This is a genomic window from Oerskovia sp. Root918, from assembly GCF_001428945.1.
GTDB lineage: Bacteria > Actinomycetota > Actinomycetes > Actinomycetales > Cellulomonadaceae > Oerskovia > Oerskovia enterophila.
The window spans coordinates 381,530-404,481 of sequence record NZ_LMJG01000011.1; the positions used below are offsets into that span (position 1 = coordinate 381,530).

Consider the following 22,952-nt stretch of genomic DNA (forward strand, 5'->3'; position numbering starts at 1 on the left):
TCGGTCAGCCCTGGGCGCCGCCCCAGACGAACGCCGCGACCATGAAGCCGAGCAGCAGGCCGTACGCGCGTGTCCAGCCCCGCAGGGCGCCGGGCACGGGGACGGCGTCCGTGCGTCGGCGGGTCGTGGCGTACCGGACGACCCAGGCGACGACCGTCGCGACCGTCGAGACCCCCAGGGCCATGCCCCCGATCCCCACGGGCAGGAACACCGCCGCGTCGTCGAGCGTCAGCCCGCGCGCCGAGCACGTCCCGAGGTAGGCCGCGCCTACTACGCCGCCCAGCACTAGCATCCACCGGGCCGTCCGCCAGAACCCGGCGGGCGGCTCGTCGCCGTCCGTCGTCGGGCGAAAGGCCGTCCGCGCGGCCGGGTCGGGGTCGCGCACGAGCGCCGCGACGCCCGACGGCGGAGCGTCCGGCGGGCGGTGGGGTGCGGCGTCCGCGGGGCGCGTCCCGGGCGGGGGAGCCGCGGGTCCCGTGAGGTCCGCGTCCCGGGTCGCCGAGAGCGGGTCGGACGGGCCGGGCGTCCCGGCGGGGTAGGCGGGCCAGGGGTCGTCCGGACCGTCGGCGCCCGGGCCGTACCGGTCGTGGTCCTCGTCGCGACGCCCTCTCACGTCGCCAGTCTCTCACCGCGCCTGCCGTGCCCTCGGCGCGTGCTGTGCTCTGCTCTGCTCTGCTCTGCTCTGCTCTGCTCTGCTCTGCTCTGCTCTGCTCTGCTCTGCTCTGCCCTGCCCACCCTCGCCCCCCGGACCGCGTGTGGGACGATGGGGGCATGCAGCGCGATGATCGCCGATTTACGTGGCCCGCTCGAGGGCCGCGCGGCTGACGCTGCGCACGTCGACCACCGGCCGCCGCACGGCGGCCGCGGATCGACCGGTCGTGCCCCGGCGGGCGCTCTAGAATCTTCAGTTGGACGCGCGAGGTGACCTCTGCGCGTCCGGTCCCGATCCCGCCAGGAAGGCACGCATGTCCACCCCTGATCCGGTACAGCCCGCTGCGCCGTCGCCCCTCGACGGCCCCGCGCTCGAGGTCGTCCTCTCCGAGGCCCTCGCGGCCGTCGAGGCCGCCCGCGACCTCGACGAGCTGAAGTCGGTGCGCCTGCAGCACACCGGCGACCGCAGCGCCCTCGCCCTCGCCAACCGCCAGATCGGCCAGCTCGCCCCCGCTGACAAGGCGGCCGCGGGCAAGCTCCTCGGACCGATCCGTGGGCGCCTCAACCAGGCGCTCGCCGCGCGCACGCTGGTCCTCGAGGCCGAGCGCGACGAGCGGGTCCTCGTCGAGGAGTCGGTCGACGTGACGCTCCCCGTCGACCGCTCTCCCGCGGGGGCACGGCACCCGCTCGAGACGCTCCAGGAGCGCGCGGCCGACTTCTTCACGGCCATGGGCTGGGAGATCGCGGAAGGGCCGGAGATCGAGGCCGAGTGGTTCAACTTCGACGCCCTGAACTTCGGTCCGGACCACCCGGCCCGCCAGATGCAGGACACGTTCTTCCTCCAGACCCCGGCGGGACCCGACGGCGAGCCGGGCGAGCCGTCGAACCTGGTGCTGCGCACGCACACGTCGCCGGTCCAGGCCCGCACGCTCCTCGAGCGCGAGCTGCCCGTGTACATCGCGTGCCCCGGCAAGGTGTTCCGCACCGACGAGCTCGACGCGACGCACACGCCCGTGTTCCACCAGGTCGAGGGCCTCGCGGTCGACAAGGGCCTGACCATGGCGCACCTGCTCGGCACCCTGGACCACTTCGCGAAGGCGATGTTCGGTCCCGAGGCCCGCACGCGCCTGCGCCCCTCGTTCTTCCCCTTCACCGAGCCCAGCGCCGAGATGGACCTGTGGTTCCCCCAGAAGAAGGGCGGGGCCGGCTGGATCGAGTGGGGCGGCTGCGGCATGGTCAACCCGAACGTCCTGCGCTCCGCAGGGATCGACCCCGAGGTCTACTCGGGCTTCGCGTTCGGCATGGGCATCGAGCGCACGCTCATGCTGCGCCACGGAATTGCTGACATGCACGACATGGTGGAGGGCGACGTCCGCTTCTCGACCCAGTTCGGAATGGGGATCTGATGCCGAACATCGTCATCGACTGGCTCGGCGAGCACGTCGAGCTGCCGGCCGACCTGACGGCCGAGACGCTGGCCGCCGCGCTCGTGAAGGTGGGCCTGGAGGAGGAGGCGATCCACGGGTCGTCCGTCACGGGTCCGCTCGTCGTGGGCCAGGTCGTCTCGGTCCAGCCCGAGGAGCAGAAGAACGGCAAGGTCATCAACTGGTGCCAGGTCGACGTCGGGGCGCACAACGTCGACGGCGTCCCGGTCGCCGAGGGCGGGACGCCGCGCGGCATCATCTGCGGCGCGCACAACTTCGGCCCGGGTGACCGGGTCGTCGTCGCGCTGCCCGGTGCCGTGCTGCCCGGACCGTTCCCCATCGCGAGCCGCAAGACCTACGGCCACGTCTCGGACGGCATGATCTGCTCGGCCAAGGAGCTGGGGCTGGGGCAGGACCACGACGGCATCATCGTGCTCGACCGCTACGGGTACTCCCCGGAGACGGGCTACGACACGACGCCCGGCACGGACGCGCTCGAGCTCCTGGGCCTCGGCGACGAGGTCCTCGAGATCAACGTGACGCCGGACCGCGGTTACTGCTTCTCCTACCGCGGCGTGGCACGTGAGTTCTCGCACTCCACGGGCGCGGCCTTCACGGACCGCGGCCTCCCGTCGGGCGACCTGCCGGGCGTGACGCCCGACGGCTTCCCTGTCGAGGTCGAGGACGACGCCCCGATCCACGGCGTGACCGGCTGCGACCGGTTCGTCACGCGCATCGTGCGGGGCATCGACCCGCAGGCGCCGACCCCGGCCTGGATGCAGCGCCGCCTGACGCAGGCCGGCATGCGTCCCATCTCGCTCGCGGTCGACATCACGAACTACGTCATGCTCGACCTCGGCCAGCCGCTGCACGCCTACGACCTCTCGAAGGTCGCAGGCCCGATCGTCGTGCGCCGGGCGCACGCGGGGGAGCGGCTCACGACGCTCGACGGCGTCGACCGTCGGCTCGACGTCGAGGACCTGCTCATCACCGACTCGCCCGAGGGCGCTCGTGCGTCGCGGGTGCTCGGGATCGCGGGCGTCATGGGTGGGGCCTCGAGCGAGGTCGGCGAGACCACGACCGACGTCCTGGTCGAGGCCGCGCACTTCGACCCGATCACCGTCGCGCGCTCGGCCCGTCGCCACAAGCTGCCCTCCGAGGCGGCCAAGCGCTTCGAGCGCGGCGCCGACCCGGCGCTGCCGCCCGTCGCGGCCCAGCGCGTCGTCGACCTCCTCGTCGAGCTCGGTGGAGGCACCGCGGACTCCGCCGTGAGCGACCTCAACACGGTCGCCCCCGTCACGCCCGTCGTCTTCCCGATCGGCGAGGCCGAGCGGCTCGTGGGTGTGGAGTACACCTCGGAACAGGTCCGCGGCGTCCTCGTCGAGATCGGCTGCACGGTCCGCGACCTCGACGGCGGCACGACCCTCGAGGTCACCCCGCCCACGTGGCGCCCGGACCTGACCGGTGCGGCCGAGCTGGTCGAGGAGATCGCCCGCCTCGTCGGCTACGACAAGATCCCGTCGATCCTCCCGCCGGCCCCGGCTGGCCGTGGGCTCACGACCGCGCAGCAGCTCCGCCGCTCGGTCGCGCGCGCCCTCGCGGAGGCCGGGTTCGTCGAGACGCTCAGCTACCCGTTCGTGAACCCGCAGGCGCACGACGACCTGCGCCTTCCCGTGGACGACGAGCGTCGTCGCGCGCTGCGGCTGGTCAACCCGCTCGCGGACGACCACCCCGAGATGCGGACGAACCTGCTCACGACGCTGCTCGGCACGCTCAAGCGCAACGTGGGACGCGGTAACGCAGACCTCGCGATCTTCGAGATCGGCCTCGTGACGCGCCCGGTCGCCGGTGCGCCCGCGGCGCCGCAGCTGCCGGGCGGCGTCCGCCCGAGCGAGCAGGACCTGACCACGTTGCAGGCCGCGGTCCCGCCGCAGCCGCGCCGCGTCGCGGGAGTCCTCACGGGGCAGCGCGACGCCTCGGGCTGGTGGGGCGCAGGTCGCGCCGCCGACTGGACCGACGCGCTCGCGGCCGCCGAGCTCGTGGCCGACCGTGTGGGCGTGGACGTGGTGGTCGTCGCCGACCACGACCACGCGCCGTGGCACCCCGGCCGGACGGCGAGGCTCGAGCTGTCGGACGGGACCGTCGTCGGGCACGCGGGCGAGCTGCACCCCAAGGTGCTCGAGACGCTCGGCCTGCCCGCGCGGACCGTCGCGTTCGAGGTCGACCTGGACGCCCTGATCGCCGCCGCCCCGGAGCAGCCCGTGCAGGCGGCTCCCGTCTCGTCGTTCCCGCTCGCGAAGGAGGACCTGGCGCTCGTCGTCGACGCCTCCGTGCCGGCCTCGGCCGTGCGCGCCGCGATCGAGGAGGGGGCGGGCGACCTGCTCGAGGAGCTCGCGCTCTTCGACGTCTACACCGGCCCCCAGGTCGGCGAGGGCAAGAAGTCCCTCGCGTTCTCGCTGCGCCTGCGCGGCACCGACCGCACCCTGACCGCGGAGGACTCCGCGGCGGTGCGCGCCGCGGCCGTCGCCGCGGCGCACGAGAAGGTCGGGGCCGAGCTGCGTGGCTGACGTCGTGAGCGTCGCCCCCGCGCGTACCGCCCTCGTCACGGGCGGTACGCGCGGGATCGGCCGCGCGGTCGTGCGGGGGCTCGCCGAGGCGGGCCTGGACGTCGCGGTCCTGGGTCGGGACGCGTCCCGCGTGGACGACGTCGTCGCGGAGGTTCGCGCGCTGGGTCGCCGTTCCGTGGGGCTGGTCGCGGACGTCGGTTCGCCCGCGTCGGTGGACGCGGCGGTCGCGCGCGCCGAGGCCGAGCTGGGCGGGATCGACCTCCTGGTCAACAACGCCGGGCGCATCGATGCCGAGGTCCCGCTGTGGGAGGCGGACCCCGACGAGTGGTGGTCCGTCATGGAGACCAACGTGCGCGGGCCCTTCCTGCTCGCACGCGCGGTCGTCCCCCGGATGCTCGCCCGCGGCGGGGGCCGGGTGGTCGACCTCAACTCCGGTGCGGGCTCGCACGACATGGACGGTGCGAGCGCCTACAACGCGAGCAAGACCGCGCTGCTGCGCATGGGGTCGAACCTGCACCTGTCGGGTCATGCCCGGGGGCTGCGGACGTTCGAGGTCTCGCCCGGGGTCGTGCAGACCGACCTGACCGCGTCCATGGACATGCACGTGGGACGCACCGAGTGGACCCCGGTCGAGCGGACGGTCGAGATGATCGTCGCGGTCGCGCGCGGAGAGCTCGACGCGTGGTCGGGGGCGTTCGTCCGGGTCACGCACGACTCTCCCGAGTCGCTGCGAGCCGCGTCCGCCGCCGCCTCCGGCTCGACGGACAGCGTGCCGGGACCGGACGCGCGTCGGTTGCGCGTGACGCGGTTCGGTGACGACGACCCGATGCCGGGGACGCTCCCGGCGCGCTGAACCCGGGCCGCTCGCTTCCCGCGAGCGATCAGAAGGGCCGTTGCTCCTCCGGGAGCAGCGGCCCTTCTCGTCGTCCTCCGTGGTCGGGAGGTGGCCAGGTTCACCCTGCGAGTAGTTGAACTTTCTACTACTCATGGGGAATGCTCGAGGGGCACACCGACCCGGTCGGTGCGGACACCGCCGTTCTGCACCTGCGAGAACGAGCGAGAGGCCCTGCCCGGATGACGATCGACCACCCGACCCGGTTCTGGAACGGCATGACGATCCCGGATGCGGGGACGTTCCTGCTGGACGAGGCCCACAAGCGGGTCGGGTTCCTCGGCAAGCACATGATGGTCTCGCCGGTGCGCGGTGAGCTCACGCGTGCGAGCGCCACGATCGTCGTCGGGGCCGACCCCCTCGCGTCCACGGTCTCCGCGACCATGGACGCGACGAGCCTCACGACCCACCACGACGAGCGCGACGGGCACCTGCGCAGCGCCGACTTCCTGGACGTCGAGCGATTCCCGACCGTCGAGTTCCGCAGCACGTCGGTGCGCTGGCAGGGCCCGCAGGACGACGCCATGCTCAGCTGGGCGCGCCTGCGCAACCGTTCGCCCGAGCGCTCCGAGGTCCCTGCGGCCAGGATCCAGGGGGCCGGTGCGGGGCACTTCGTCGTGAGCGGGCTGCTCACGATCCGGGGCGTGACCCTGCCGATCGATCTGACCATGCAGTTCGGCGGGGCGCGGCGAGACCCGTACGGCCGCGACATCTTCGGGTTCAGCGCCTCGGGCACGTTCGACCGCGAGGCCTACGGGCTCGTGTGGAACGTCGTGCTGGAGACCGGCGGGCTGCTGGTGGGCAAGAAGGTCGAGATCGAGATCGCCGGCGAGGCGATCCGGCAGGACTGAGCGACTGTCGCTCGTCGCGCGTTGGTCAGGAGTGGCGGCGTCCGCGGGACGCCCCGAACGGACCACCCACGAACAGCCCCAGGCCGAGCACGAACCCGAAGTCGTACCAGTTCCCGTTGTTGTGGACCTCGTAGATGTTCACCGTGTCGGTGAACAGCGAGATCACGAAGGTCACGGGCACGATGATGCCCTGCCACAGGCCCAGCCAGAACCCCGCCGGGCTGCCGTCCGCGGTGGGCGTCCCGACGTCGGGGTTGGGCCCAGGCGCGCACGCGGAGAGGACGAGGGCCGCGCCGACCAGTGCCACGGCGAGGACAAGCCGTCGACGGCCGCGGTCCGGAGCGACCTCCGAGCGGGGCCCAGGCGAGACGTCGTTCCCGTGCGTCGAGCTCATGACCGGCCTCCTCGTCGTGGGGCCGTCCTGGCCCACCTCCAGGATCCGCCGAGCATCGCGCGGGCTCAACCGGGCGGGCTCAACCGGGCGTGGCAGTCGGGCCGTCAGCCCGTCGCCGGCAGTCGCCTCGTCCCACCGATCACGAGCGTGACGTCGACGTCGGCGAGCCCCGCCTCGTCGAGCGCTGCGCGCAGGGTGGCGGCATCGGCCTCGGGGGCCGGGCCGATCGCTTCGATCCTCAGGACCGACCCGCTGAACGAGATCCCGGTGATCGTCCAGCTCTCCTGCTCGGCCCACGCCTGGGCCACAGGGGCCGCGGCGATCTTGTCCGCGTTCTGCCGCAGGACGTGCTGGCTGATGGTGCTGAGGGGAACCGCGACGAGGAGCAGGGCAGCGGCGACCGTGACGAGGCTCGCGCCTCGCAGGGGGCCGACGAACCGCTCGGTCTCGCCCGCGGCCGTGCGGACCTGGAAGAGCAGGAAGACGATCGTGCCGGTCGCGATGATCGCCGCGACGTTGGTCGCGAACAGCAGCAGCGCCCCCAAGGCCTGGTTCGGGGCCCCGGACTCGAGCGTGAGGCCGACGACCGCGAGCGGCGGGACGAGAGAGATCGCGATGGCGACGCCCGGCAGGGCGTCCGACACGTCGGCGCGCACCAGGGCGAACGCACCGACGGCCCCGGTCGCGAGCGCCGCGAGCAGGTCGATGAGCTGGGGCGTCACGCGGCCTGCGACCTGGCTGTTGGTCGCCGCGACGATCTCGATCGGGACGAACAGCCCGACGACGTACCCGGTCGCGACCACCCCCGCGGCGCCCGCGACGACCAGGAGCGCCGACGAGGTCAGGTTCCTGTGGTCGTTGAGGACGATCGCGAGCGCGGTCCCGACGATGGGCGTCATGAGGGGCGCGACGATCATGGCGCCGATCACGGTGGCCGTGCTGTCGGCTGCGACGCCCGCCGACGCGATGATCGCGGCGAGGATCAGCAGGGTCCAGAACGTGGCCTGACGTGACCGGGAGGACGGCCCCTCGCTGATGAACAGCGCGGACGTCATCCGCTGGACGTCGGCCGTGGTGACGCGCATGCTGCCTCCCGGGGCGTCTGAGTGTCCCCAGCATCACAGGGGGTCGGCGCTCGCGCTCGGTGTACCGGTGCGGACACGGCCCACGCGCTGCCAGGTCTTCAGGGACTTGCGTGCCGCGCTCGCGACCGTGCTGCCGTTCGCGATGGCCACGGTCTCCTCCGCAGGGTCTGCTGCGACGTGGAGCAGCCGCTCGTGGACACGCTCGCTCCCGGTTCTCCCGAGGGCACGGACCGCCCAGTACCGGGTGTGGACGTCCGGTGCGCACGCCTGGTCGAGGAGCCAGACCGACTGGTCGGGGTCGATCGAGCCCAGGGCGTTCGCCACGTACCCCAGGAGCGGGAACCGGTGCTCGACGAGCTCGCGGCGCAGCGCGTCGACGGCGTCGGCACCCCCGAGACCGGCCAGCGCTCCGGCCGCGGCCTCCCGCACGACGTGCTCGGGGTCGCCGAGCCGGGCGACGAGGTGCGGCACTGCCTCGTGCGCGTCCAGGTCACCGAGCACCTCGCAGCCGACACTCCGCTCGGAGGTGACGGGGGAGCCGAGCAGGGCGAGGGCGTAGGGGACGGCTCCCCGGAATCCCGCCCGAGCGCAGGCTGCCGTGAGGTACCAGGTGGCCGACACCCCGGACTCGAGGGCGCGCATCATCGCCGGTTCGAGCGATGGGTCCGCGAAGGCGTAGAGGCGGTTGAGAGTCCGCTCGAACGTGCCGATCGGGTATCGCTCGACGTGCAGCACGACGTCGCGCAGGGCGTCGACGGCGCCCTGGTCGTCGTTCATGGCTCGCTCGGCGGCGTCGTCGACCGCGTCCTCGTGGACCTCGGGGTCCGGGTCGAGGAGCCCGGCGACCAGGTCGTCGGTCATCGCGAGGCCGAGGGGCGCGAGCGACGCCGGCGAGCGGGAGCGGAGCGAACCATGCGGTGAGCATAGAGGCGGGCGACGCCTCAGGTGCCGCCACCAGGCGGACCGCCGCCGGCAGGACGCCCCTCGCCCGCTAGAGTTCCCTGCAATGACACGGGGTGCCCGCTCCCACGAGCCGGGCTGAGAACACACCCGTCGAACCTGATCTAGCTAGCACTAGCGAAGGGATGTCGGCAATGTCGCTTGCTGCCACCGCACCTGTCCTGCCCACCCCCACCCCCGCACCTGCGCCGGGGACCCGGGGTGCGACCGAGCACGGCGTGTCGCCGGGGGCCGAGGCCTCCCGCCCCCGCGTCCTGTCCATCGCGGGCACCGACCCGACGGGAGGTGCCGGGATCCAGGCCGACCTCAAGGCGTTCGCGGCGCACGGCGCGTACGGCATGGCGGTCACGACCGCCCTGGTCGCGCAGAACACGCACGGCGTCCGCACGGTCCACGTCCCGGGTGCGGACTTCCTCACCGAGCAGCTCGACGCGGTCTCGGACGACGTCACGATCGACGCGGTCAAGATCGGCATGGTCGCCGACGAGCCGAACGCACGCGCGATCGCCGCGTGGCTTCGTCGTGTGCAGCCGCCGTTCGTCGTGCTCGACCCCGTCATGGTTGCCACGAGCGGCCACCGCCTCCTCGACGAGGAGGCCGAGCAGGCTGTGCGCGAGCTGGTCGCGCTCGCCGACCTCGTGACCCCCAACCTCCCCGAGCTCGCCGTCCTCGTCGGCGAGCAGGCCGCGACCACCTGGCCCGACGCCCTCGCCCAGGCGAGGCGCCTGCACGCGGCGAGCGGCGCCGTCGTGCTCCTGAAGGGTGGTCACCTCACCGGGGAGGAGTCGCCCGACGCCCTGGTGGGCGCGCGCGGGCCCGACGACGTCACGACCTTCGCGGCGGCCCGCATCGACACCGTGCACACCCACGGGACCGGGTGCTCGCTGTCGGCGGCGGTCGCCGCCCTGCGTCCCCGACGGGACGGCTGGGAGAGCGCGACGCGCGACGCGAAGACCTGGTTGACCGGCGCGCTGCGGGCCGGGGGAGCGTTGGCGGTGGGCACGGGCCGCGGACCCGTCGACCACCTGGCGCACCTGCCCACGCTGGGCAGGCAGGTGTTCTCCGAGGAGGCCTGGGAGCGGATCGAGGGGTGGCGCGAGGCCGTCGAGAGCATGGGGTTCGTGCGGGCGCTCGCGGACGGGAGCCTCGCCGCCGAGGACTTCGGGTTCTACCTCGCGCAGGACGCCGCGTACCTCGCCGAGTACTCGCGCGTGCTGTCGCGGGCGAGCCAGCTCGCGCCGACGCCCGAGGCCCGGCAGTTCTTCGCGGGGGCGGCAGTCGAGTCGCTCGAGGTCGAGCAGGCGCTGCACCGTGACTGGTTGGGCGAGCACGTCGGGATGGACCGGGGGGCGGTCGAGAGCGTCGACCCCTCTCCCGTGACCGCCGCCTACACCAACCACCTGCACGCGGCGTCGAACGGGTCGTACGCGGAGACCGTCGCGGCGCTGCTGCCGTGCTACTGGCTGTACTCGTACATCGGCGACGTCCTGGTGCGCCGGGCGGGGGACCTCGACGGGCATCCTTACGCGCGCTGGATCTCGCTCTACGGCGACCCGGCCTTCCAGGAGGCGACACGCACCGCGTGCTCGTTCGCCGACGAGGCCGCGCGCTGGGCCTCGCCCGCCGAGCGCGAACGTATGCTGCGCGCGTTCGAGCTGTCCTCGATGCACGAGTACCTGTTCTTCGAGCAGGGGCTGACCCGGCCGACCTGGCCCGAGGCGCCGGTCGGGGGCGCCGAGAAGTGAGCAGATGCCCCTGATCCGCCGCGAACAGGGGCAACTGCTCACTTCTCGGAGAACTGATCGGTGCCTCAGGCGCTCGTCGCCCCAGCCTCCGGGTACACGCAGTCGTAGCCGGGCGGCCACCAGCGCCACGACGTGCTGACCTGGTTCGACGACACGCCTGCGGGGCGCTCGGTGACGCACTGCGTGCGCATCTGGTCGAGCCCGACGGTCAGGTAGTACACCGCCAGCACGCCCGTGAAGACGACCATGAGGACGGTCAGCGCCAGCCGCAGGCGGCGGTCGGTGCGCCGGGTCGGTTCGTCCTCGCCGGGTCGCGGCGGGACCCAGTCCCAGCTCACGAGGCGGCGCCCGCCCCGGTGACAGAGCCTTCCTCGGTGGCCGAGCCCGCGGCAGGGTCGATCCCCGGGACGAGCAGCACCTTGCCGGTCGTCTCCCGGCCCTCCAGGGCGCGGTGCGCGTCGGCGGCGCGGGCGAGCGGGAACGTCGCGCCCACCCGCACGTCGAGGTCGCCCGAGGCCACGAGCGCGAAGACCTCGTCGGCGCGCTCGAGGAGCTCGGCGCGCGTCGCGGTGTAGTCGTCGAGCTTGGGGCGGGTCGCGAACAGCGAACCACCCTTGTTGAGGCGCTGGAGGTCGAACGGAGGCACCTGGCCCGAGGACCCGCCGAACAGCACGAGCATCCCGCGGCGGCGCAGCGACGCGAGGGAGGCCTCGAACGTGTCCTTGCCGACCGAGTCGTAGGCGACCGCGACGCCCCGACCGCCCGTGAGGTCGCGCACGATCGCGGGCAGCTCGGTCGTGAGGTCGTCGAGCTCGGCGTAGTTCACGACGTCGGACGCCCCGGCCGCGCGCGACAGCTCGGCCTTGGCCTCGGTCGAGACGGTCGTGATGACGCGTGCGCCGCGGCGCACCGCGAGCTGGGTCGCGAGCAGGCCGACGCCCCCGGCTCCCGCGTGCAGCAGGACGTCGTCCCCGGGCTGGACCGGGTACGTCGAGGTCACGAGGTAGTGGGCCGTGAGCCCCTGCAGGCCGACGGCCGCCGCGACGCGCAGGTCGACCGACTCCGGTACGGGAATCGCGATGTCCGCCGGGACGACCACCTGCTCGGCGTACGAGCCGAACGCGTTGGTCCACGCGACGTGGTCGCCGGGCTCGAAGTCCGTGACGCCGGGGCCGACCGCTGCGACGACGCCCGCGCCCTCGGTGCCGACCACGTGCGGGTACTCCATCGGGTACACCCCCGCCCGACGGTAGGTGTCGATGAAGTTGACGCCCGCCGCCGCGACGTCGACGAGGAGCTCGCCGGGTCCGGGTGCTGGGGTCGGGAGCTCGACGAGCTCGAGGACGTCGGGGCCGCCTGCCTGGAGTGCCTGGATCGCGCGCATGGGGTCAGCCTAGGCGGGGCGTCGGGTCAGGCGGTGCCCGGACCCGCCGAGGCCCGCCAGCGTCCGTGGCGGCGCTCGACGTGGACGGGGTGGGCGAAGCAGCGCGAGACGGCCTCGGTCGTCAGGACCTCGTCCGCGCGACCGGCCGCGGAGACCCGCCCCGGCGCGAGCAGCAGCGCGTGGCTCGTCGACGTGGGCAGCTCCTCGAGGTGATGGGTCACGAGGACCGAGGCGACCTCGGGGTGCGTGACCCGCACCGCGTCGATCGTCGCGAGCAGCTGTTCGCGTGCCGCGACGTCGAGCCCGGTGCTCGGCTCGTCGAGCAGCAGCAGCGCGGGGTCGGCGACGAGCGCCCGGGCGATGATCGTGCGCCCGCGCTCTCCCTGGGACAGCGTGGTCCAGGGCTCGTGCTCCTTGCCGCCGAGCCCCATGTCCGCGACGAGGGCGCGCGCCCTGTCGACCTCGGCTCGGGTCGGCTCCCAGCGCTGGCGCCACTCGGTCGTCCCGGTGATCCCGGTCAGGACGACCTCCTGGATCGTGAGCGCCGTGCGCAGCGGGTGACGCGGGTTCACGTGCCCGATCCTGCTGTGCAGGGCCTGGACGTCGACGCGCCCGAGCGTGTTCCCCAGCACGTCGACCTCGCCGCGCGTGGGGTGGTTGCGCGCCCCGCACAGGCTGAGGATCGTGCTCTTGCCCGCACCGTTGGGGCCGACCAGGGCCCAGTGCTCGCCCGCGCGGACCGTGAGGTCCACGTGCTCGAGGATCGTGCGGCCGTTGCGGACGAACGCGACGTCGCGCAGGTCCAGCACGACGACGCCCGCCGAGGGGGGTGGTGGTGCGTCGGCGGGCGGGACGGGACCTCCGGTGCTGGTGCGCACGGAGGACGGGGACCCGGCCGGGACGCTGGGGGAGGCGGTGTCAGTGCTCACGGGTGACCTTCTCGTGGACGGAGTCGAGGTGTCGGCGGCTCGTCGCGGCGGCAAGGTCGGCGTCGCGGTCGCGGACGGCGTCGAGGATCGCCTCGTGGGCGTCCTGGTCGTGCCGGTGGCGCTCGCCCGCGCCGTCGAGCTCGATCATGTCGACCATCGCCCGACGCAGGCGAGGGACGAACGTGGAGAACAGGTCGGTCAGGACCGCGTTGTGCGCGGCGTCGACGACCGCTCGGTGGAAGACCAGGTCGGCGTCGACGTACTCCTGCGCGCTCGCGGTCGCCGGTACCTTGCCGCGACCCGCGAGCGCCGCGGCCATGGCGCGGAGGTCGGCCGGGGTGCGGCGGGTCGCGGCGAGCCGGGCGGCCTCGGTCTCCAGGGCTCCGCGGACCTCGAGGACGTCGACGATCTCGCCGCGCCGCAGGACCTCCTGCCAGTCCTCGCCCGGCTCGGCCCGGACGACGTAGACGCCCGAGCCCTGGCGGCTCTCGAGCACCCCTCTGCCCGCGAGCTGACGGATGGCCTCGCGCACGGTCGACCGTCCGACGCCGAGCTCGGCCGCGAGCGCCTGCTCGCCGGGCAGCCGGTGGTCGAGCGGCCAGGTGCCGGTGCGGACGCGGTCGAGCATGAGCTCGGCCGCCTGGTCGGCGAGGGGGAGCCGGCGGAGCGTGGGCATGGGAGCCAACCTCTCAGGTTGTCTGAGGACTTGATCGCGGCTAGCGTACCTCCCATGTCGTGGAGCGCACTCCTTCTTGGTCGCCGCGGCGGGGCCTGAGCCGACCGGCTCCCCGCCGTGGGGGTCTGCCGTGCGCCGGTCGGACGCCGCCTGCCGTGCACCGCGCGGCCCGCACCCGGAGACATGACCATGACCACCAGCCCGTTCCCCACGTTGCGCACCCCCGACGGCCCACCCGCACCTGGCCGGCCCGCGTGGAACCGCCAGCGCGCCTCGCGCATGCCCTCGCACCGCTACCAGGACGTGTTCTCGCGCGTCGACGTCCCGCTCACGGACCGCCGGTGGCCCACCCGTCGCCTCACCGCGGCGCCGCTGTGGGTGCCCGTCGACCTGCGCGACGGCAACCAGGCCCTGACCGAGCCCATGGACCCCGCCCGCAAGCGGCGGTTCTTCGAGCTGCTCGTCGCGATGGGCTACACGGAGATCGAGGTCGGCTACCCGTCGGCGTCGCAGACCGACTTCGACTTCGTCCGCCTGCTCGCAGAGACGGACCTGGCGCCCGAGCACGTCACGATCGTGGTCTTCACGGCCGCCCGGGCGGACCTGATCGCCCGGACGTTCGAGTCGGTCCGTGGTCTGCGCAACCCCGTCGTGGTGCACCTGTACACCGCGACCGCCCCGACCTGGCGCGACGTCGTCCTGGGCAGGGGCCGGGCCGAGCTCTCAGACCTGATCGCCGCAGCGGGCACCGAGGTCCTGCGGCACGCGGGGGACGATCCGCGCGTCCGCTTCGAGTTCTCGCCCGAGGTCTTCAACCTCACCGAGCCCGACTACGTGCTCGAGGTCTGCGCGCGCATGACTACCCTGTGGGACGCGACCCCCGAGCGGCCCGTGATCCTCAACCTCCCGGCGACGGTCGAGGTCGCGACGCCCAACGTCTACGCCGACCAGATCGAGTACATGCACCGGAACCTCGACCGGCGCGAGGCCGTGATCCTGTCCGTCCACCCGCACAACGACCGCGGCACGGGCGTGGCGTGCGCCGAGCTCGCGGTCCTGGCGGGCGCGCAGCGCGTCGAGGGCTGCCTGTTCGGCAACGGCGAGCGCACGGGCAACGTCGACCTGGTGACGTTGGGCCTCAACCTGCACGCGCAGGGCGTGGACCCCGAGATCGACTTCTCCGACATCGACGAGATCCGTCGCACGGTCGTGGACTGCAACCGGATCGGTGTGCACGAGCGCCACCCGTACGCGGGCGACCTGGTCCACACGGCCTACTCCGGGACGCACCAGGACGCGATCCGCAAGGGGTTCGCGCGCCATCATGCGCAGGCGCGTGCGGCGGGCCTCGATCCTGCGGACGCCCCCTGGAGGGTGCCGTACCTGCCCGTCGACCCTGCCGACGTCGGGCGCTCGTACGACGCCGTGGTGCGCGTCAACAGCCAGTCCGGCAAGGGCGGCATCGCCTACCTGCTCGAGTCCGCGTACGGGCTCGAGCTGCCGCGACGGCTCCAGATCGACTTCGCGGGCCGCGTGCAGGAGCACGCGGACGGCAGCGGGGGAGAGGTGACGGCGGAGGGCTTGTGGCGCCTCTTCGAGGAGGCGTACGTCCTGCCCGACGACGGAGGTCGCCAGATCCTGCCGCTCGCCTGGTCGGTTGCGCGGCCGGGCGAGAGCGACGACGGCGGCGAGCGCCTCGACGTCGTGCTGTCCGTGGAGGGTGAGCGGGTCGAGCGGTCGGCGGTCGGTGCAGGACCCGTCGACGCGCTCGCGAGCATCCTGGCCGGACTGGGACTCCCGGTCGAGGTGCTGGGGCTCACGCAGCAGTCCGTCACCGCTGGCAGCGACGCGTGGGCCGTGACCTACCTGGAGCACCGCACCGCGGACGGCTCGGTCGCGTGGGCCGTGGGGAGGGACGCGTCGGTGCTCGGGGCGAGCGTGCGGGCCCTGGTCGCGGCGGCGAACCGCTCCTGACCGGCACTCACGGCACGGCGGGCGGCGGCGCGAGGGCGGGCGCCCGCCGCCCGCCCGCTCAGCCCCAGCGCGACACGGTCCCCTCGCCGACCTGGAGGAGCGCTCCGTCGATCGCGGCGAACCGCCCGAGGTCCGACACGCCGTCGACGACCCAGGCCTCCTGGCCCGTCCTGAGGTCGTGAGCCGTGAGGCGGGTCCCGTCCGTGGACTGGTCGCCGCGCATCGCGACCTCGACGAGCCATCTGCCGTCCGTGAAGGAGCCGGCCGGGAAGCGGTCGCCGTAGCCGGCCTCCGTCTCCCAGAGCGTCTGCCCGGTGATGGGGTCGAGCGCCCTCCGGTACAGGTGGCTCGTGACGACGACCTGTTCGCCGGCCTGCACCAGCACCTGCTCGGCGGGGATGTCCGCCGTCCAGAGCTGACGGCCGTCGCGAGGGTCGACCGCGACCAGCCGGCCGTCGGAGGCGAGCAGCGACACCTCGAGCGCGGAGCCGTCGGTCGAGCCGGGGTAGAGGTAGCGCCCCGGGCTCTTCCACCGGACCGTGCCGTCGTCTTTCAGCGCGTTCGTGGTCTCGACGTACCCGGCGATCGAGACGAACCCGCCCGACGTGACCGGGAACACGCCGATGCTCGCGTCGCCCGGAGCCTGGAGCTGGACGCCGTCGGCGGAGAACAGCGAGCGCACCCCGCAGCCGGAGACCTGGACGACCCCTCCGGTGTAGCGGACCGTCAGGCTCTCGACGTCGACGGTGTGGGACTCGCCGCCCTCCTCGTCGTTGGAGAAGACGATGCAGTCGCCGACCGCGTCGCCGGGCAGGACGAAGTCGACCTCGCGCTCCCACCGGACGTCGCCCGTGGAGGCGTCGACGACCGAGACCTGCACGCCTCTGCCTGCGGGGACGACGACGTCCTCGGAGCTGTCCGTCGTCTGGACGCTGACGGTCGTCTCAGGGGCAGCGTCCGACGGCTCACCCACCCGTTCGGCCAGGACGACCGACCCCGCGGGGCCGGGCGCGACGTCGGCTCCCGTGCTGAGGAAGTCGTCGAGCGACAGCTCGCCGAGGACGTTCCCGTCGCCGTCGAGCACCGTCACCTCCCGGTCGTCGGTGCCCGACAGGCACACGATCGGGTCGTCCTGGTCGACGGCCGCCTGCCAGCCGACGTCCGTCCCGCACTCGAGGTCGGTGCCGACCTCGCGCGACCACCCGAGGTCGCCCGTGACCAGGTCCACCCGGGAGACCGTCCCGCGGTCGAGGAGCACGAGCCCTGCGGCGCCACCGGAGACGAGACGACCTCCGGGCGCGTCCAGCGACCACAGCTCGTGAGGCGGTTCCGCGCCCCACGGGGAAAGGCCACCGGGAGCAGCGACCAGGCGGTCGGCGGCGCGCCGGTCCTCGATCTCTCCGCCGAGCGTGAGCCCGGCGGCGATCACGGCGAGGGCGGTACCGGCGGCGATCCATCGTCGTCGCAGGCGGCGGTCGCCGGCCTGGGCCGGTCCGGTGTCCTCGAACGTTCCGGACGCTCCGGACTCCTCGGGCTCGACCGGCGTCTCGTCCGCCTCGGCCGGTTCCTCCTCGAACTCCATCGTCCGCATGCCTGACCCACCCCTGCGACTCCGCGACATGCCGAGACCCTAGCGGTACCGGATACGTCCGGCCGACCCGTCCGGGGCGTCCACGACCTGCGGAGCCGACCAGTACGCTGACGCCGTGATGACACCGGCCCTCGCACGTCCTCAGCGGTCCGTCGTCGCGCTCCTCGGGGTGCCGGTGCTGGTCGCCCTGGCGCACACGACCTGGTGGATGGAGTGAGGGCCGACGACGGCCGCGGGCGCGACCGGGGTCTCGCCCCGTTGCGGGGGGCCACGTCCATGAGCCGACTCTTCGCGCTCGTAGTCGGCGTGCCCTTCTTCCTCATCGGCGCGGGCGGCCTGATCGAGACCGGGCCGGACCTCTTCTCCGGTTGCGTGGCGCTCGGGGCCGCGGTGTTCACGGTCCTCGGGCTGCGGACGGGAGTCTTCGTCGGCGCGGGCGAGGTGTCCCTGCGAGGGTGGTGGCGGACGGTGCGGCTGGTCCCGGGGGACGAGCTGGTGGTCGTGCCGTACAGCAGCCTGTGGAACTGGGGGGCTGAGAGCGCGATCTTCTCGATGCTCGCGCTGCGACGTGGGCGGAAGGTGGTCCCGCTGCAGTTCACCGTCGGACCGGTCGTGCGAGTGCGCCGTCTCGCGTCCGTCGTCGACGAGTGTCGTCGACCCGCGCGCTTCCACGGGCAGTCCGACCAGCAGGTCTGACCGGCGGCGAGGCGCCTGCCGGCCTCGTGTCGGTACCCCGTGGCACGCTGCCTGCATGGCTACCCATGCGCACGGCATCCATCACTCGATCGACTACCTCGAGCTGTCCGTCACGGACATGGCAGAGGCGCAGTCGTTCTACTCCGAGGCCTTCGGGTGGGAGTTCGTCCCCTACGGTCCGGGGTACGCGGGCTTCCGCACCTCAGCCGAGGAGGGGGAGGCGGAGGCGGGCGGCCTGGCGCTCGCCGACCAGGTCACACGGGGTGGCCCGCTCGTCCTGCTCTTCTCCGCGGACCTCGACGAGTCGCTCCTGCTGGTCCAGGACGCGGGCGGAGAGATCCTCGAGGGGCCGTACGACTTCCCCGGTGGGCGGCGCTTCCACTTCCTCGACCCGAGCGGCAACGAGCTGGGCGTCTGGGGTCGGTAGTTCCCGATTCGACTGCATAACTATGTATAGTTCTGCATATGACGATCACAGTGGCGGTTGCCGGGGCTTCCGGGTACGCGGGAGGGGAGATGCTCCGGCTGCTGTCCGGGCACCCCGAGGTCCAGGTCGGTGCGCTCACGGCGCACTCCAACGCGGGGTCGGTCCTCGGGCTGCACCAGCCGCACCTGCGGTCGCTCGCGGACCGCGTGCTGCTGCCGACGAGCGTCGAGCACCTGGTCGGCCACGACGTCGTCGTGCTCGCGCTGCCGCACGGCGCGTCGGGTGAGATCGCCGCGCAGCTGCCCGACGATGTCCTGGTCCTCGACCTCGGTGCCGACCACCGGCTCTCCTCGGCCGCGGACTGGACCGCGTTCTACGGGTCCGAGCACGCGGGCACCTGGCCCTACGGGCTGCCCGAGCTCCTGATCGCCGAGCAGACGGGCGCCGGGGTCGAGTACACCAAGCAGCGCGAGGTCCTGGCGGGCGCGCGCCGCATCGCCGTCCCGGGCTGCAACGTCACGGCCGTGACCCTGGGCCTGCAGCCCGGCGTGGCCGCGGGCCTCCTGGACCCGGTCGACGTCGTCGCGGTCCTCGCCAACGGGTACTCGGGCGCGGGCAAGTCCCTCAAGACGCACCTGCTCGCCTCCGAGGCGCTCGGCTCGGCCCAGCCCTACGCCGTGGGCGGCTCGCACCGGCACATCCCCGAGATCGCGCAGAACCTGCGCTCGGCAGGCGCCGCCGAGGTGACCATCTCGTTCACCCCCACGCTGGTCCCCATGTCCCGCGGCATCCTCGCGACCGCGACGGCGCGCCTCGCCCCGGGCCACGAGGACCTGAGCGTCGACGCCCTGCGCCAGGCCTACGAGCAGGCGTACGCGGGCGAGCCGTTCGTCCAGCTCCTGCCCGAGGGCCAGTGGCCCACGACGGCCATGACGCTCGGCGCCAACACGGCCCTGGTCCAGGTCGCGATCGACCGCGCCGCGGGCCGCGTCGTGACCGTCACCGCGATCGACAACCTCGTCAAGGGCACCGCAGGCGGCGCCGTCCAGTCCATGAACATCGCCCTGGGTCTGCCGCAGACCCTGGGGCTCACCACCGAAGGGGTCGCACCGTGACCGTCACCGGACCGCTCGGCTTCCGGGCCGCAGGAGTCGTCGCCGGGCTCAAGTCCACCGGCAGCAAGGACGTGGCCCTCGTCGTCAACGAGGGGCCGCTCGACGTTGCCGCGGCCGTCTTCACGTCCAACCGCGTGTTCGCTGCCCCCGTCGCGTGGTCGCGCCAGGCCGTTGCCGACGGGATCGCGCGCGCCGTGGTCCTCAACTCGGGCGGCGCGAACGCGTGCACCGGACCCGAGGGCTTCGCCGACACGCACCACACGGCCGAGTACGTGGCCGACCTCCTCGAGGTCTCCGCGGGCGACGTCCTGGTCTGCTCGACCGGTCTCATCGGCGAGCGCCTGCCCATGGACAAGCTCCTCGCGGGCTGCGACGCGGCAGCGGGGGCTGCCGACGCCGAGGGCGGCCCCGACGCGGCCCTCGCGATCATGACGACCGACACGGTCCCCAAGACCGTGCTCGTCACGCGCGAGGTGCGCGACGGCCACAGCGTCGACGGCGCCTCGAGCTGGTCCGTCGGTGGCATGGCCAAGGGGGCGGGCATGCTCGCGCCCGGCCTCGCGACCATGCTCTGCGTGCTGACGACCGATGCCGTGGTCGACGCCGCCACCGCCGACGCCGCGCTGCGCGCCGCGACGGCCACCACGTTCGACCGGGTCGACTCGGACGGCTGCATGTCGACGAACGACACGGTGATCCTCCTGGCCTCCGGCGCGTCCCAGGTGCCGGTGACCCTCGAGGAGCTCACGGCCGCCGTGACCGAGGCGTGCGCGGACCTCGCCCGCGCCCTGGTCGCGGACGCCGAGGGCGCGAGCCACGACATCGCGGTCGTCGTGAAGAGCGCGAGCGACGAGACTGCGGCCCTCGCGGTCGCCCGCGCCGTGACGCGCTCGAACCTCTTCAAGGCCGCGGTGTTCGGCAACGACCCCAACTGGGGCAGGGTCCTCTCGGCCGTGGGGACCGTCCCCGAGGACGTCGCACCCTTCGACGCGCTCGAGCTCGACGTGTCGATCAACGGGGTCCAGGTCTGCCGGTCCGGGGGGGTGGGCGAGCCGCGAGAGCTCGTCGACCTGGCCTCGGCACGCGAGGTGCACGTCGAGATCGACCTGCACGCGGGCGACGCGCAGGTCACGGTCTGGACCAACGACCTCACGCACGACTACGTCCACGAGAACAGCGCGTACTCGTCATGAGCGCCTCCACCTCCGAGGACTTCGTGTTCGACACCCGCACCGACCTGACCCCCGGCCAGAAGGCCGAGGTCCTGCTGGAGGCCATGCCCTGGCTCCAGGAGTTCCGCGGGGCGCTCGTGGTCGTCAAGTACGGCGGCAACGCCATGATCGACGACGAGCTCAAGGCCGCGTTCGCGCGCGACATGGTGTTCCTGCGCCAGGTCGGCCTGCACCCCGTGGTCGTCCACGGCGGCGGTCCCCAGATCTCCGCGATGCTCGCTCGGCTCGGTATCGAGAGCGAGTTCCGCGGCGGGCTGCGCGTCACGACCCCCGAAGCCATGGACGTCGTCCGCATGGTCCTCACGGGACAGGTCTCGCGCGAGCTCGTCGGGCTCATCAACGCCCACGGGCCCTACGCGGTCGGGCTCTCGGGAGAGGACGGCGGCCTGCTCCAGGCTCAGCGCCGGCACGCGATGGTCGACGGCGAGCCCGTCGACGTCGGCCTGGTCGGCGACGTCGTGGAGGTCCACCCGTCCGCGGTCCAGGACCTGCTCGACGCCGGACGCATCCCGGTCGTCTCGACCATCGCACCGGACCTCGACGACCCCACCCAGGTGCTCAACGTCAACGCCGACACGGCGGCCGCGGCGCTCGCGGTCGCGCTCGGCGCCAAGAAGCTCATCGTCCTGACCGACGTCGAGGGCCTGTACACCTCGTGGCCGGACAAGACCTCGCTCGTCAGCCAGATCACGCGGTCCGAGCTCGCGGCGCTGCTGCCCTCGCTCGAGGCCGGCATGGTCCCCAAGATGGAGGCCTGCCTGCGTGCGGTGTCCGGCGGCGTCCCGCGCGCGACCGTGATCGACGGTCGTGTGGCCCACTCGGTCCTCCTGGAGGTCTTCACGACGCGCGGCAACGGGACCATGGTCGTCCCGGACCCGCTCACGTCGAGCACCACGACAGCCCCTACCGACCACGTCACCTCGCAGGAGCAGGCATGAACGGCACGACCGGCGAGATCTCGCCGACCACCGCGGGCAGCGTGACCGGCGCCGCGGCCACGGAGGTCCAGGGTGCACCCGGCCCCGAGGGCACCGCGGACACGACCCTGACGGGACCGGGCAGCGTCGCGCAGTGGACCGAGCGCTACACGCACGCGGTCATGGACACGTTCGGGGCCCCGCAGAAGGTCCTGGTCCGTGGCGAGGGTGCGTACGTGTGGGACGCCGACGGAAAGCGCTACCTCGACCTGCTCGCGGGCATCGCGGTCAACGCCCTGGGCCACGCGCACCCCACGCTCACCGCAGCCGTCAGCGCCCAGCTGGGCACGCTCGGGCACGTGTCGAACTTCTTCGGCACGCCCACCCAGATCGCGCTCGCCGAGCGGCTGCTGAACCTCGCGCAGGCACCCGAGGGATCGCGCGTCTTCTTCACCAACTCGGGCACCGAGGCCAACGAGGCCGCCTTCAAGATGGCGCGCCGCAACCGGGCCGCCGGCCCGGGCACGCGGACCAGGATCCTCGCGCTCGAGGGCGGCTTCCACGGCCGCAGCATGGGCGCGCTCGCGCTGACCTCCAAGGCCGCGTACCGCGAGCCGTTCGAGCCCCTGCCCGGTGGCGTCGAGTTCGTGCCGTTCGGCGACCTGGTCGCGCTCGAGGAGGCGTTCTCGGACGAGGCCGTCGCCGCGCGCGGTGAGGTCGCCGCGCTGTTCGTCGAGCCGGTCCAGGGCGAGGCGGGCGTGCGCCCGCTACCGCCGGGCTACCTGGTGGCCGCGCGCGAGCTGACCGCGTCGTCGGGCGCGCTGCTGGTCCTCGACGAGGTCCAGACGGGCGTGGGGCGCACGGGGACGTGGTTCGCGTTCCAGCAGCAGGAGATCGGCGGGGGCGTCGTGCCCGACGTCGTCACGCTCGCCAAGGGGCTCGGCGGCGGGTTCCCCGTGGGAGCCGTCGTGGCGTTCGGCGAGCGGGCCGCGACCCTCCTGGGACGGGGCCAGCACGGCACGACGTTCGGCGGCAACCCTGTCGCCGCGGCGGCGTCGCTCGCGACGCTCGCCGTGATCGAGCGCGACGGGCTGCTGGCCAACGTGCGCACGGTCGGGGAGCACCTGCGCGAGGGCATCGCTGCGTGCGGCAACCCCGTGGTCGCCGGCACGCGTGGCCACGGCCTGCTGATCGCCGTCCAGCTCGCGGCGCCCGTCTCGGCCGAGGTCGCGCGCCTGGCCCTCGAGGCCGGGTTCATCGTCAACGCCGTGCAGCCCGACGCGATCCGCCTCGCCCCGCCCCTGATCCTGACCCGCGACCAGGCGAGCGAGGTCGTCGCGTTCTTCGCGGGCCTGCCCGCCGACCTCGCTCGACGTGTCGCCGTACCCGCCCCCAGCCCCGCCCCCGCTCCCACCGCCTCCGCCACGCCTCCGAAGGGCTGA

At 73.4% G+C, this 22,952-nt stretch carries 21 protein-coding genes and 1 riboswitch; of the genes, 12 read left to right on the forward strand and 9 right to left on the reverse strand.

Annotated elements, in window-relative coordinates; all coding sequences use genetic code 11:
• Positions 1–4: 4 nt before the first annotated feature.
• Complete coding sequence (locus tag ASE27_RS09345; protein ID WP_056648894.1) at positions 5–613, reverse strand: hypothetical protein; 609 nt, start codon at positions 611–613, stop codon at positions 5–7.
• Positions 614–965: 352 nt separating this feature from the next.
• Between ASE27_RS09345 and pheS the strand changes: the two genes are divergently transcribed.
• The 4 genes from pheS to ASE27_RS09365 all read left to right on the forward strand — a co-directional run bounded on the left by pheS (position 966) and on the right by ASE27_RS09365 (position 6,385).
• Positions 966–2,057: a phenylalanine--tRNA ligase subunit alpha gene (gene pheS / locus ASE27_RS09350; RefSeq protein WP_056648897.1), complete on the forward strand. Its 1,092-nt coding sequence runs from the start codon at positions 966–968 to the stop codon at positions 2,055–2,057.
• Entirely contained in the window at positions 2,057–4,642 is a 2,586-nt protein-coding gene (gene pheT / locus ASE27_RS09355; RefSeq protein WP_056648899.1) for a phenylalanine--tRNA ligase subunit beta, read from the forward strand. Before pheS ends, pheT begins: the two co-directional genes overlap by 1 nt.
• A gap of 4 nt (positions 4,643–4,646) precedes the next feature.
• A complete protein-coding gene (locus ASE27_RS09360; protein WP_235534184.1) occupies positions 4,647–5,495 on the forward strand; it encodes an SDR family NAD(P)-dependent oxidoreductase in 849 nt (282 codons plus the stop codon).
• A gap of 221 nt (positions 5,496–5,716) precedes the next feature.
• Positions 5,717–6,385, forward strand: a complete 669-nt coding sequence (locus ASE27_RS09365) for a YceI family protein (RefSeq protein ID WP_056648903.1) — start codon at positions 5,717–5,719, stop codon at positions 6,383–6,385.
• Between the two features lie 25 nt (positions 6,386–6,410).
• Here ASE27_RS09365 and ASE27_RS09370 read toward each other — a convergent pair whose 3' ends face one another.
• From ASE27_RS09370 to ASE27_RS09380, 3 genes are all read right to left on the reverse strand, one after another.
• Positions 6,411–6,779 carry a hypothetical protein gene (locus ASE27_RS09370; protein WP_082608732.1) on the reverse strand — a complete coding sequence of 123 codons (369 nt, stop codon included), beginning with the start codon at positions 6,777–6,779 and terminating at the stop codon, positions 6,411–6,413.
• 104 nt (positions 6,780–6,883) lie between these two features.
• Positions 6,884–7,864 (reverse strand): DUF389 domain-containing protein, encoded by a 981-nt coding sequence (locus tag ASE27_RS09375; protein ID WP_056648904.1) that lies wholly within the window; start codon positions 7,862–7,864, stop codon positions 6,884–6,886.
• 33 nt (positions 7,865–7,897) lie between these two features.
• Positions 7,898–8,725, reverse strand: a complete 828-nt coding sequence (locus ASE27_RS09380; RefSeq protein WP_056648906.1) for a HEAT repeat domain-containing protein — start codon at positions 8,723–8,725, stop codon at positions 7,898–7,900.
• 141 nt (positions 8,726–8,866) lie between these two features.
• Positions 8,867–8,967: riboswitch (TPP riboswitch) on the forward strand.
• On the opposite strand from ASE27_RS09380, the gene thiD reads away from it, so the two are divergent.
• Positions 8,959–10,569, forward strand: coding sequence for a bifunctional hydroxymethylpyrimidine kinase/phosphomethylpyrimidine kinase (gene thiD, locus ASE27_RS09385; protein WP_082608733.1), 1,611 nt, complete (start codon positions 8,959–8,961; stop codon positions 10,567–10,569). (Overlaps the previous riboswitch by 9 nt.)
• 65 nt (positions 10,570–10,634) lie before the next feature.
• Here the strand turns inward: thiD and ASE27_RS09390 are convergent, their stop codons facing one another.
• The 4 genes from ASE27_RS09390 to ASE27_RS09405 form a co-directional block, all read right to left on the reverse strand.
• A complete protein-coding gene (locus ASE27_RS09390) occupies positions 10,635–10,907 on the reverse strand; it encodes a hypothetical protein (RefSeq protein WP_056648911.1) in 273 nt (90 codons plus the stop codon).
• Positions 10,904–11,953 (reverse strand): quinone oxidoreductase, encoded by a 1,050-nt coding sequence (locus ASE27_RS09395; protein ID WP_082608734.1) that lies wholly within the window; start codon positions 11,951–11,953, stop codon positions 10,904–10,906. Before ASE27_RS09395 ends, ASE27_RS09390 begins: the two co-directional genes overlap by 4 nt.
• 26 nt (positions 11,954–11,979) lie before the next feature.
• Positions 11,980–12,762: an ATP-binding cassette domain-containing protein gene (locus ASE27_RS09400; RefSeq protein WP_157257502.1), complete on the reverse strand. Its 783-nt coding sequence runs from the start codon at positions 12,760–12,762 to the stop codon at positions 11,980–11,982.
• Positions 12,763–12,871: 109 nt separating this feature from the next.
• Complete coding sequence (locus tag ASE27_RS09405) at positions 12,872–13,558, reverse strand: FadR/GntR family transcriptional regulator (RefSeq protein WP_056648912.1); 687 nt, start codon at positions 13,556–13,558, stop codon at positions 12,872–12,874.
• Positions 13,559–13,747: 189 nt separating this feature from the next.
• On the opposite strand from ASE27_RS09405, the gene ASE27_RS09410 reads away from it, so the two are divergent.
• Positions 13,748–15,532 carry a 2-isopropylmalate synthase gene (locus tag ASE27_RS09410; protein WP_082608753.1) on the forward strand — a complete coding sequence of 595 codons (1,785 nt, stop codon included), beginning with the start codon at positions 13,748–13,750 and terminating at the stop codon, positions 15,530–15,532.
• Positions 15,533–15,590: 58 nt separating this feature from the next.
• Here ASE27_RS09410 and ASE27_RS09415 read toward each other — a convergent pair whose 3' ends face one another.
• The gene (locus ASE27_RS09415; RefSeq protein ID WP_056648916.1) at positions 15,591–17,123 is read right to left on the reverse strand and encodes a PQQ-binding-like beta-propeller repeat protein; all 1,533 of its coding nucleotides are present in this window, start codon (positions 17,121–17,123) and stop codon (positions 15,591–15,593) included.
• A gap of 276 nt (positions 17,124–17,399) precedes the next feature.
• On the opposite strand from ASE27_RS09415, the gene ASE27_RS09420 reads away from it, so the two are divergent.
• Genes ASE27_RS09420 through ASE27_RS09445 form a run of 6 tightly spaced genes read left to right on the forward strand, consistent with a single transcriptional unit; the run spans position 17,400 to position 22,952 of the window.
• A complete protein-coding gene (locus ASE27_RS09420) occupies positions 17,400–17,819 on the forward strand; it encodes a hypothetical protein (RefSeq protein ID WP_157257482.1) in 420 nt (139 codons plus the stop codon).
• A 55-nt stretch (positions 17,820–17,874) separates the two neighbouring features.
• Positions 17,875–18,246, forward strand: coding sequence for a VOC family protein (locus ASE27_RS09425; RefSeq protein WP_056648920.1), 372 nt, complete (start codon positions 17,875–17,877; stop codon positions 18,244–18,246).
• Between the two features lie 38 nt (positions 18,247–18,284).
• On the forward strand, positions 18,285–19,361 hold the full coding sequence (gene argC / locus ASE27_RS09430) for an N-acetyl-gamma-glutamyl-phosphate reductase (RefSeq protein ID WP_056648922.1): 1,077 nt from the start codon (positions 18,285–18,287) through the stop codon (positions 19,359–19,361).
• On the forward strand, positions 19,358–20,554 hold the full coding sequence (gene argJ, locus ASE27_RS09435; RefSeq protein WP_056648924.1) for a bifunctional glutamate N-acetyltransferase/amino-acid acetyltransferase ArgJ: 1,197 nt from the start codon (positions 19,358–19,360) through the stop codon (positions 20,552–20,554). Before argC ends, argJ begins: the two co-directional genes overlap by 4 nt.
• The gene (argB, locus tag ASE27_RS09440) at positions 20,551–21,531 is read left to right on the forward strand and encodes an acetylglutamate kinase (protein ID WP_056648926.1); all 981 of its coding nucleotides are present in this window, start codon (positions 20,551–20,553) and stop codon (positions 21,529–21,531) included. The genes argJ and argB overlap by 4 nt, the downstream gene beginning before the upstream one ends.
• Positions 21,528–22,952 (forward strand): acetylornithine transaminase, encoded by a 1,425-nt coding sequence (locus ASE27_RS09445; protein ID WP_082608736.1) that lies wholly within the window; start codon positions 21,528–21,530, stop codon positions 22,950–22,952. The genes argB and ASE27_RS09445 overlap by 4 nt, the downstream gene beginning before the upstream one ends.

Excerpts from the sequence above, each read along its gene's own strand:
- pheS (WP_056648897.1), top strand. The coding sequence starts at position 966 with ATGTCCACCCCTGATCCGGTACAGCCCGCTGCGCCGTCGCCCCTCGAC.
- pheT (WP_056648899.1), top strand. The coding sequence starts at position 2,057 with ATGCCGAACATCGTCATCGACTGGCTCGGCGAGCACGTCGAGCTGCCG.
- ASE27_RS09365 (WP_056648903.1), top strand. The coding sequence starts at position 5,717 with ATGACGATCGACCACCCGACCCGGTTCTGGAACGGCATGACGATCCCG.
- ASE27_RS09370 (WP_082608732.1), bottom strand. The coding sequence starts at position 6,779 with ATGAGCTCGACGCACGGGAACGACGTCTCGCCTGGGCCCCGCTCGGAG.
- ASE27_RS09375 (WP_056648904.1), bottom strand. The coding sequence starts at position 7,864 with ATGCGCGTCACCACGGCCGACGTCCAGCGGATGACGTCCGCGCTGTTC.
- ASE27_RS09380 (WP_056648906.1), bottom strand. The coding sequence starts at position 8,725 with ATGACCGACGACCTGGTCGCCGGGCTCCTCGACCCGGACCCCGAGGTC.
- thiD (WP_082608733.1), top strand. The coding sequence starts at position 8,959 with ATGTCGCTTGCTGCCACCGCACCTGTCCTGCCCACCCCCACCCCCGCA.
- ASE27_RS09395 (WP_082608734.1), bottom strand. The coding sequence starts at position 11,953 with ATGCGCGCGATCCAGGCACTCCAGGCAGGCGGCCCCGACGTCCTCGAG.
- ASE27_RS09405 (WP_056648912.1), bottom strand. The coding sequence starts at position 13,558 with ATGCCCACGCTCCGCCGGCTCCCCCTCGCCGACCAGGCGGCCGAGCTC.
- ASE27_RS09410 (WP_082608753.1), top strand. The coding sequence starts at position 13,748 with ATGACCACCAGCCCGTTCCCCACGTTGCGCACCCCCGACGGCCCACCC.
- ASE27_RS09415 (WP_056648916.1), bottom strand. The coding sequence starts at position 17,123 with ATGCGGACGATGGAGTTCGAGGAGGAACCGGCCGAGGCGGACGAGACG.
- ASE27_RS09420 (WP_157257482.1), top strand. The coding sequence starts at position 17,400 with ATGAGCCGACTCTTCGCGCTCGTAGTCGGCGTGCCCTTCTTCCTCATC.
- ASE27_RS09425 (WP_056648920.1), top strand. The coding sequence starts at position 17,875 with ATGGCTACCCATGCGCACGGCATCCATCACTCGATCGACTACCTCGAG.
- argC (WP_056648922.1), top strand. The coding sequence starts at position 18,285 with ATGACGATCACAGTGGCGGTTGCCGGGGCTTCCGGGTACGCGGGAGGG.
- argB (WP_056648926.1), top strand. The coding sequence starts at position 20,551 with ATGAGCGCCTCCACCTCCGAGGACTTCGTGTTCGACACCCGCACCGAC.
- ASE27_RS09445 (WP_082608736.1), top strand. The coding sequence starts at position 21,528 with ATGAACGGCACGACCGGCGAGATCTCGCCGACCACCGCGGGCAGCGTG.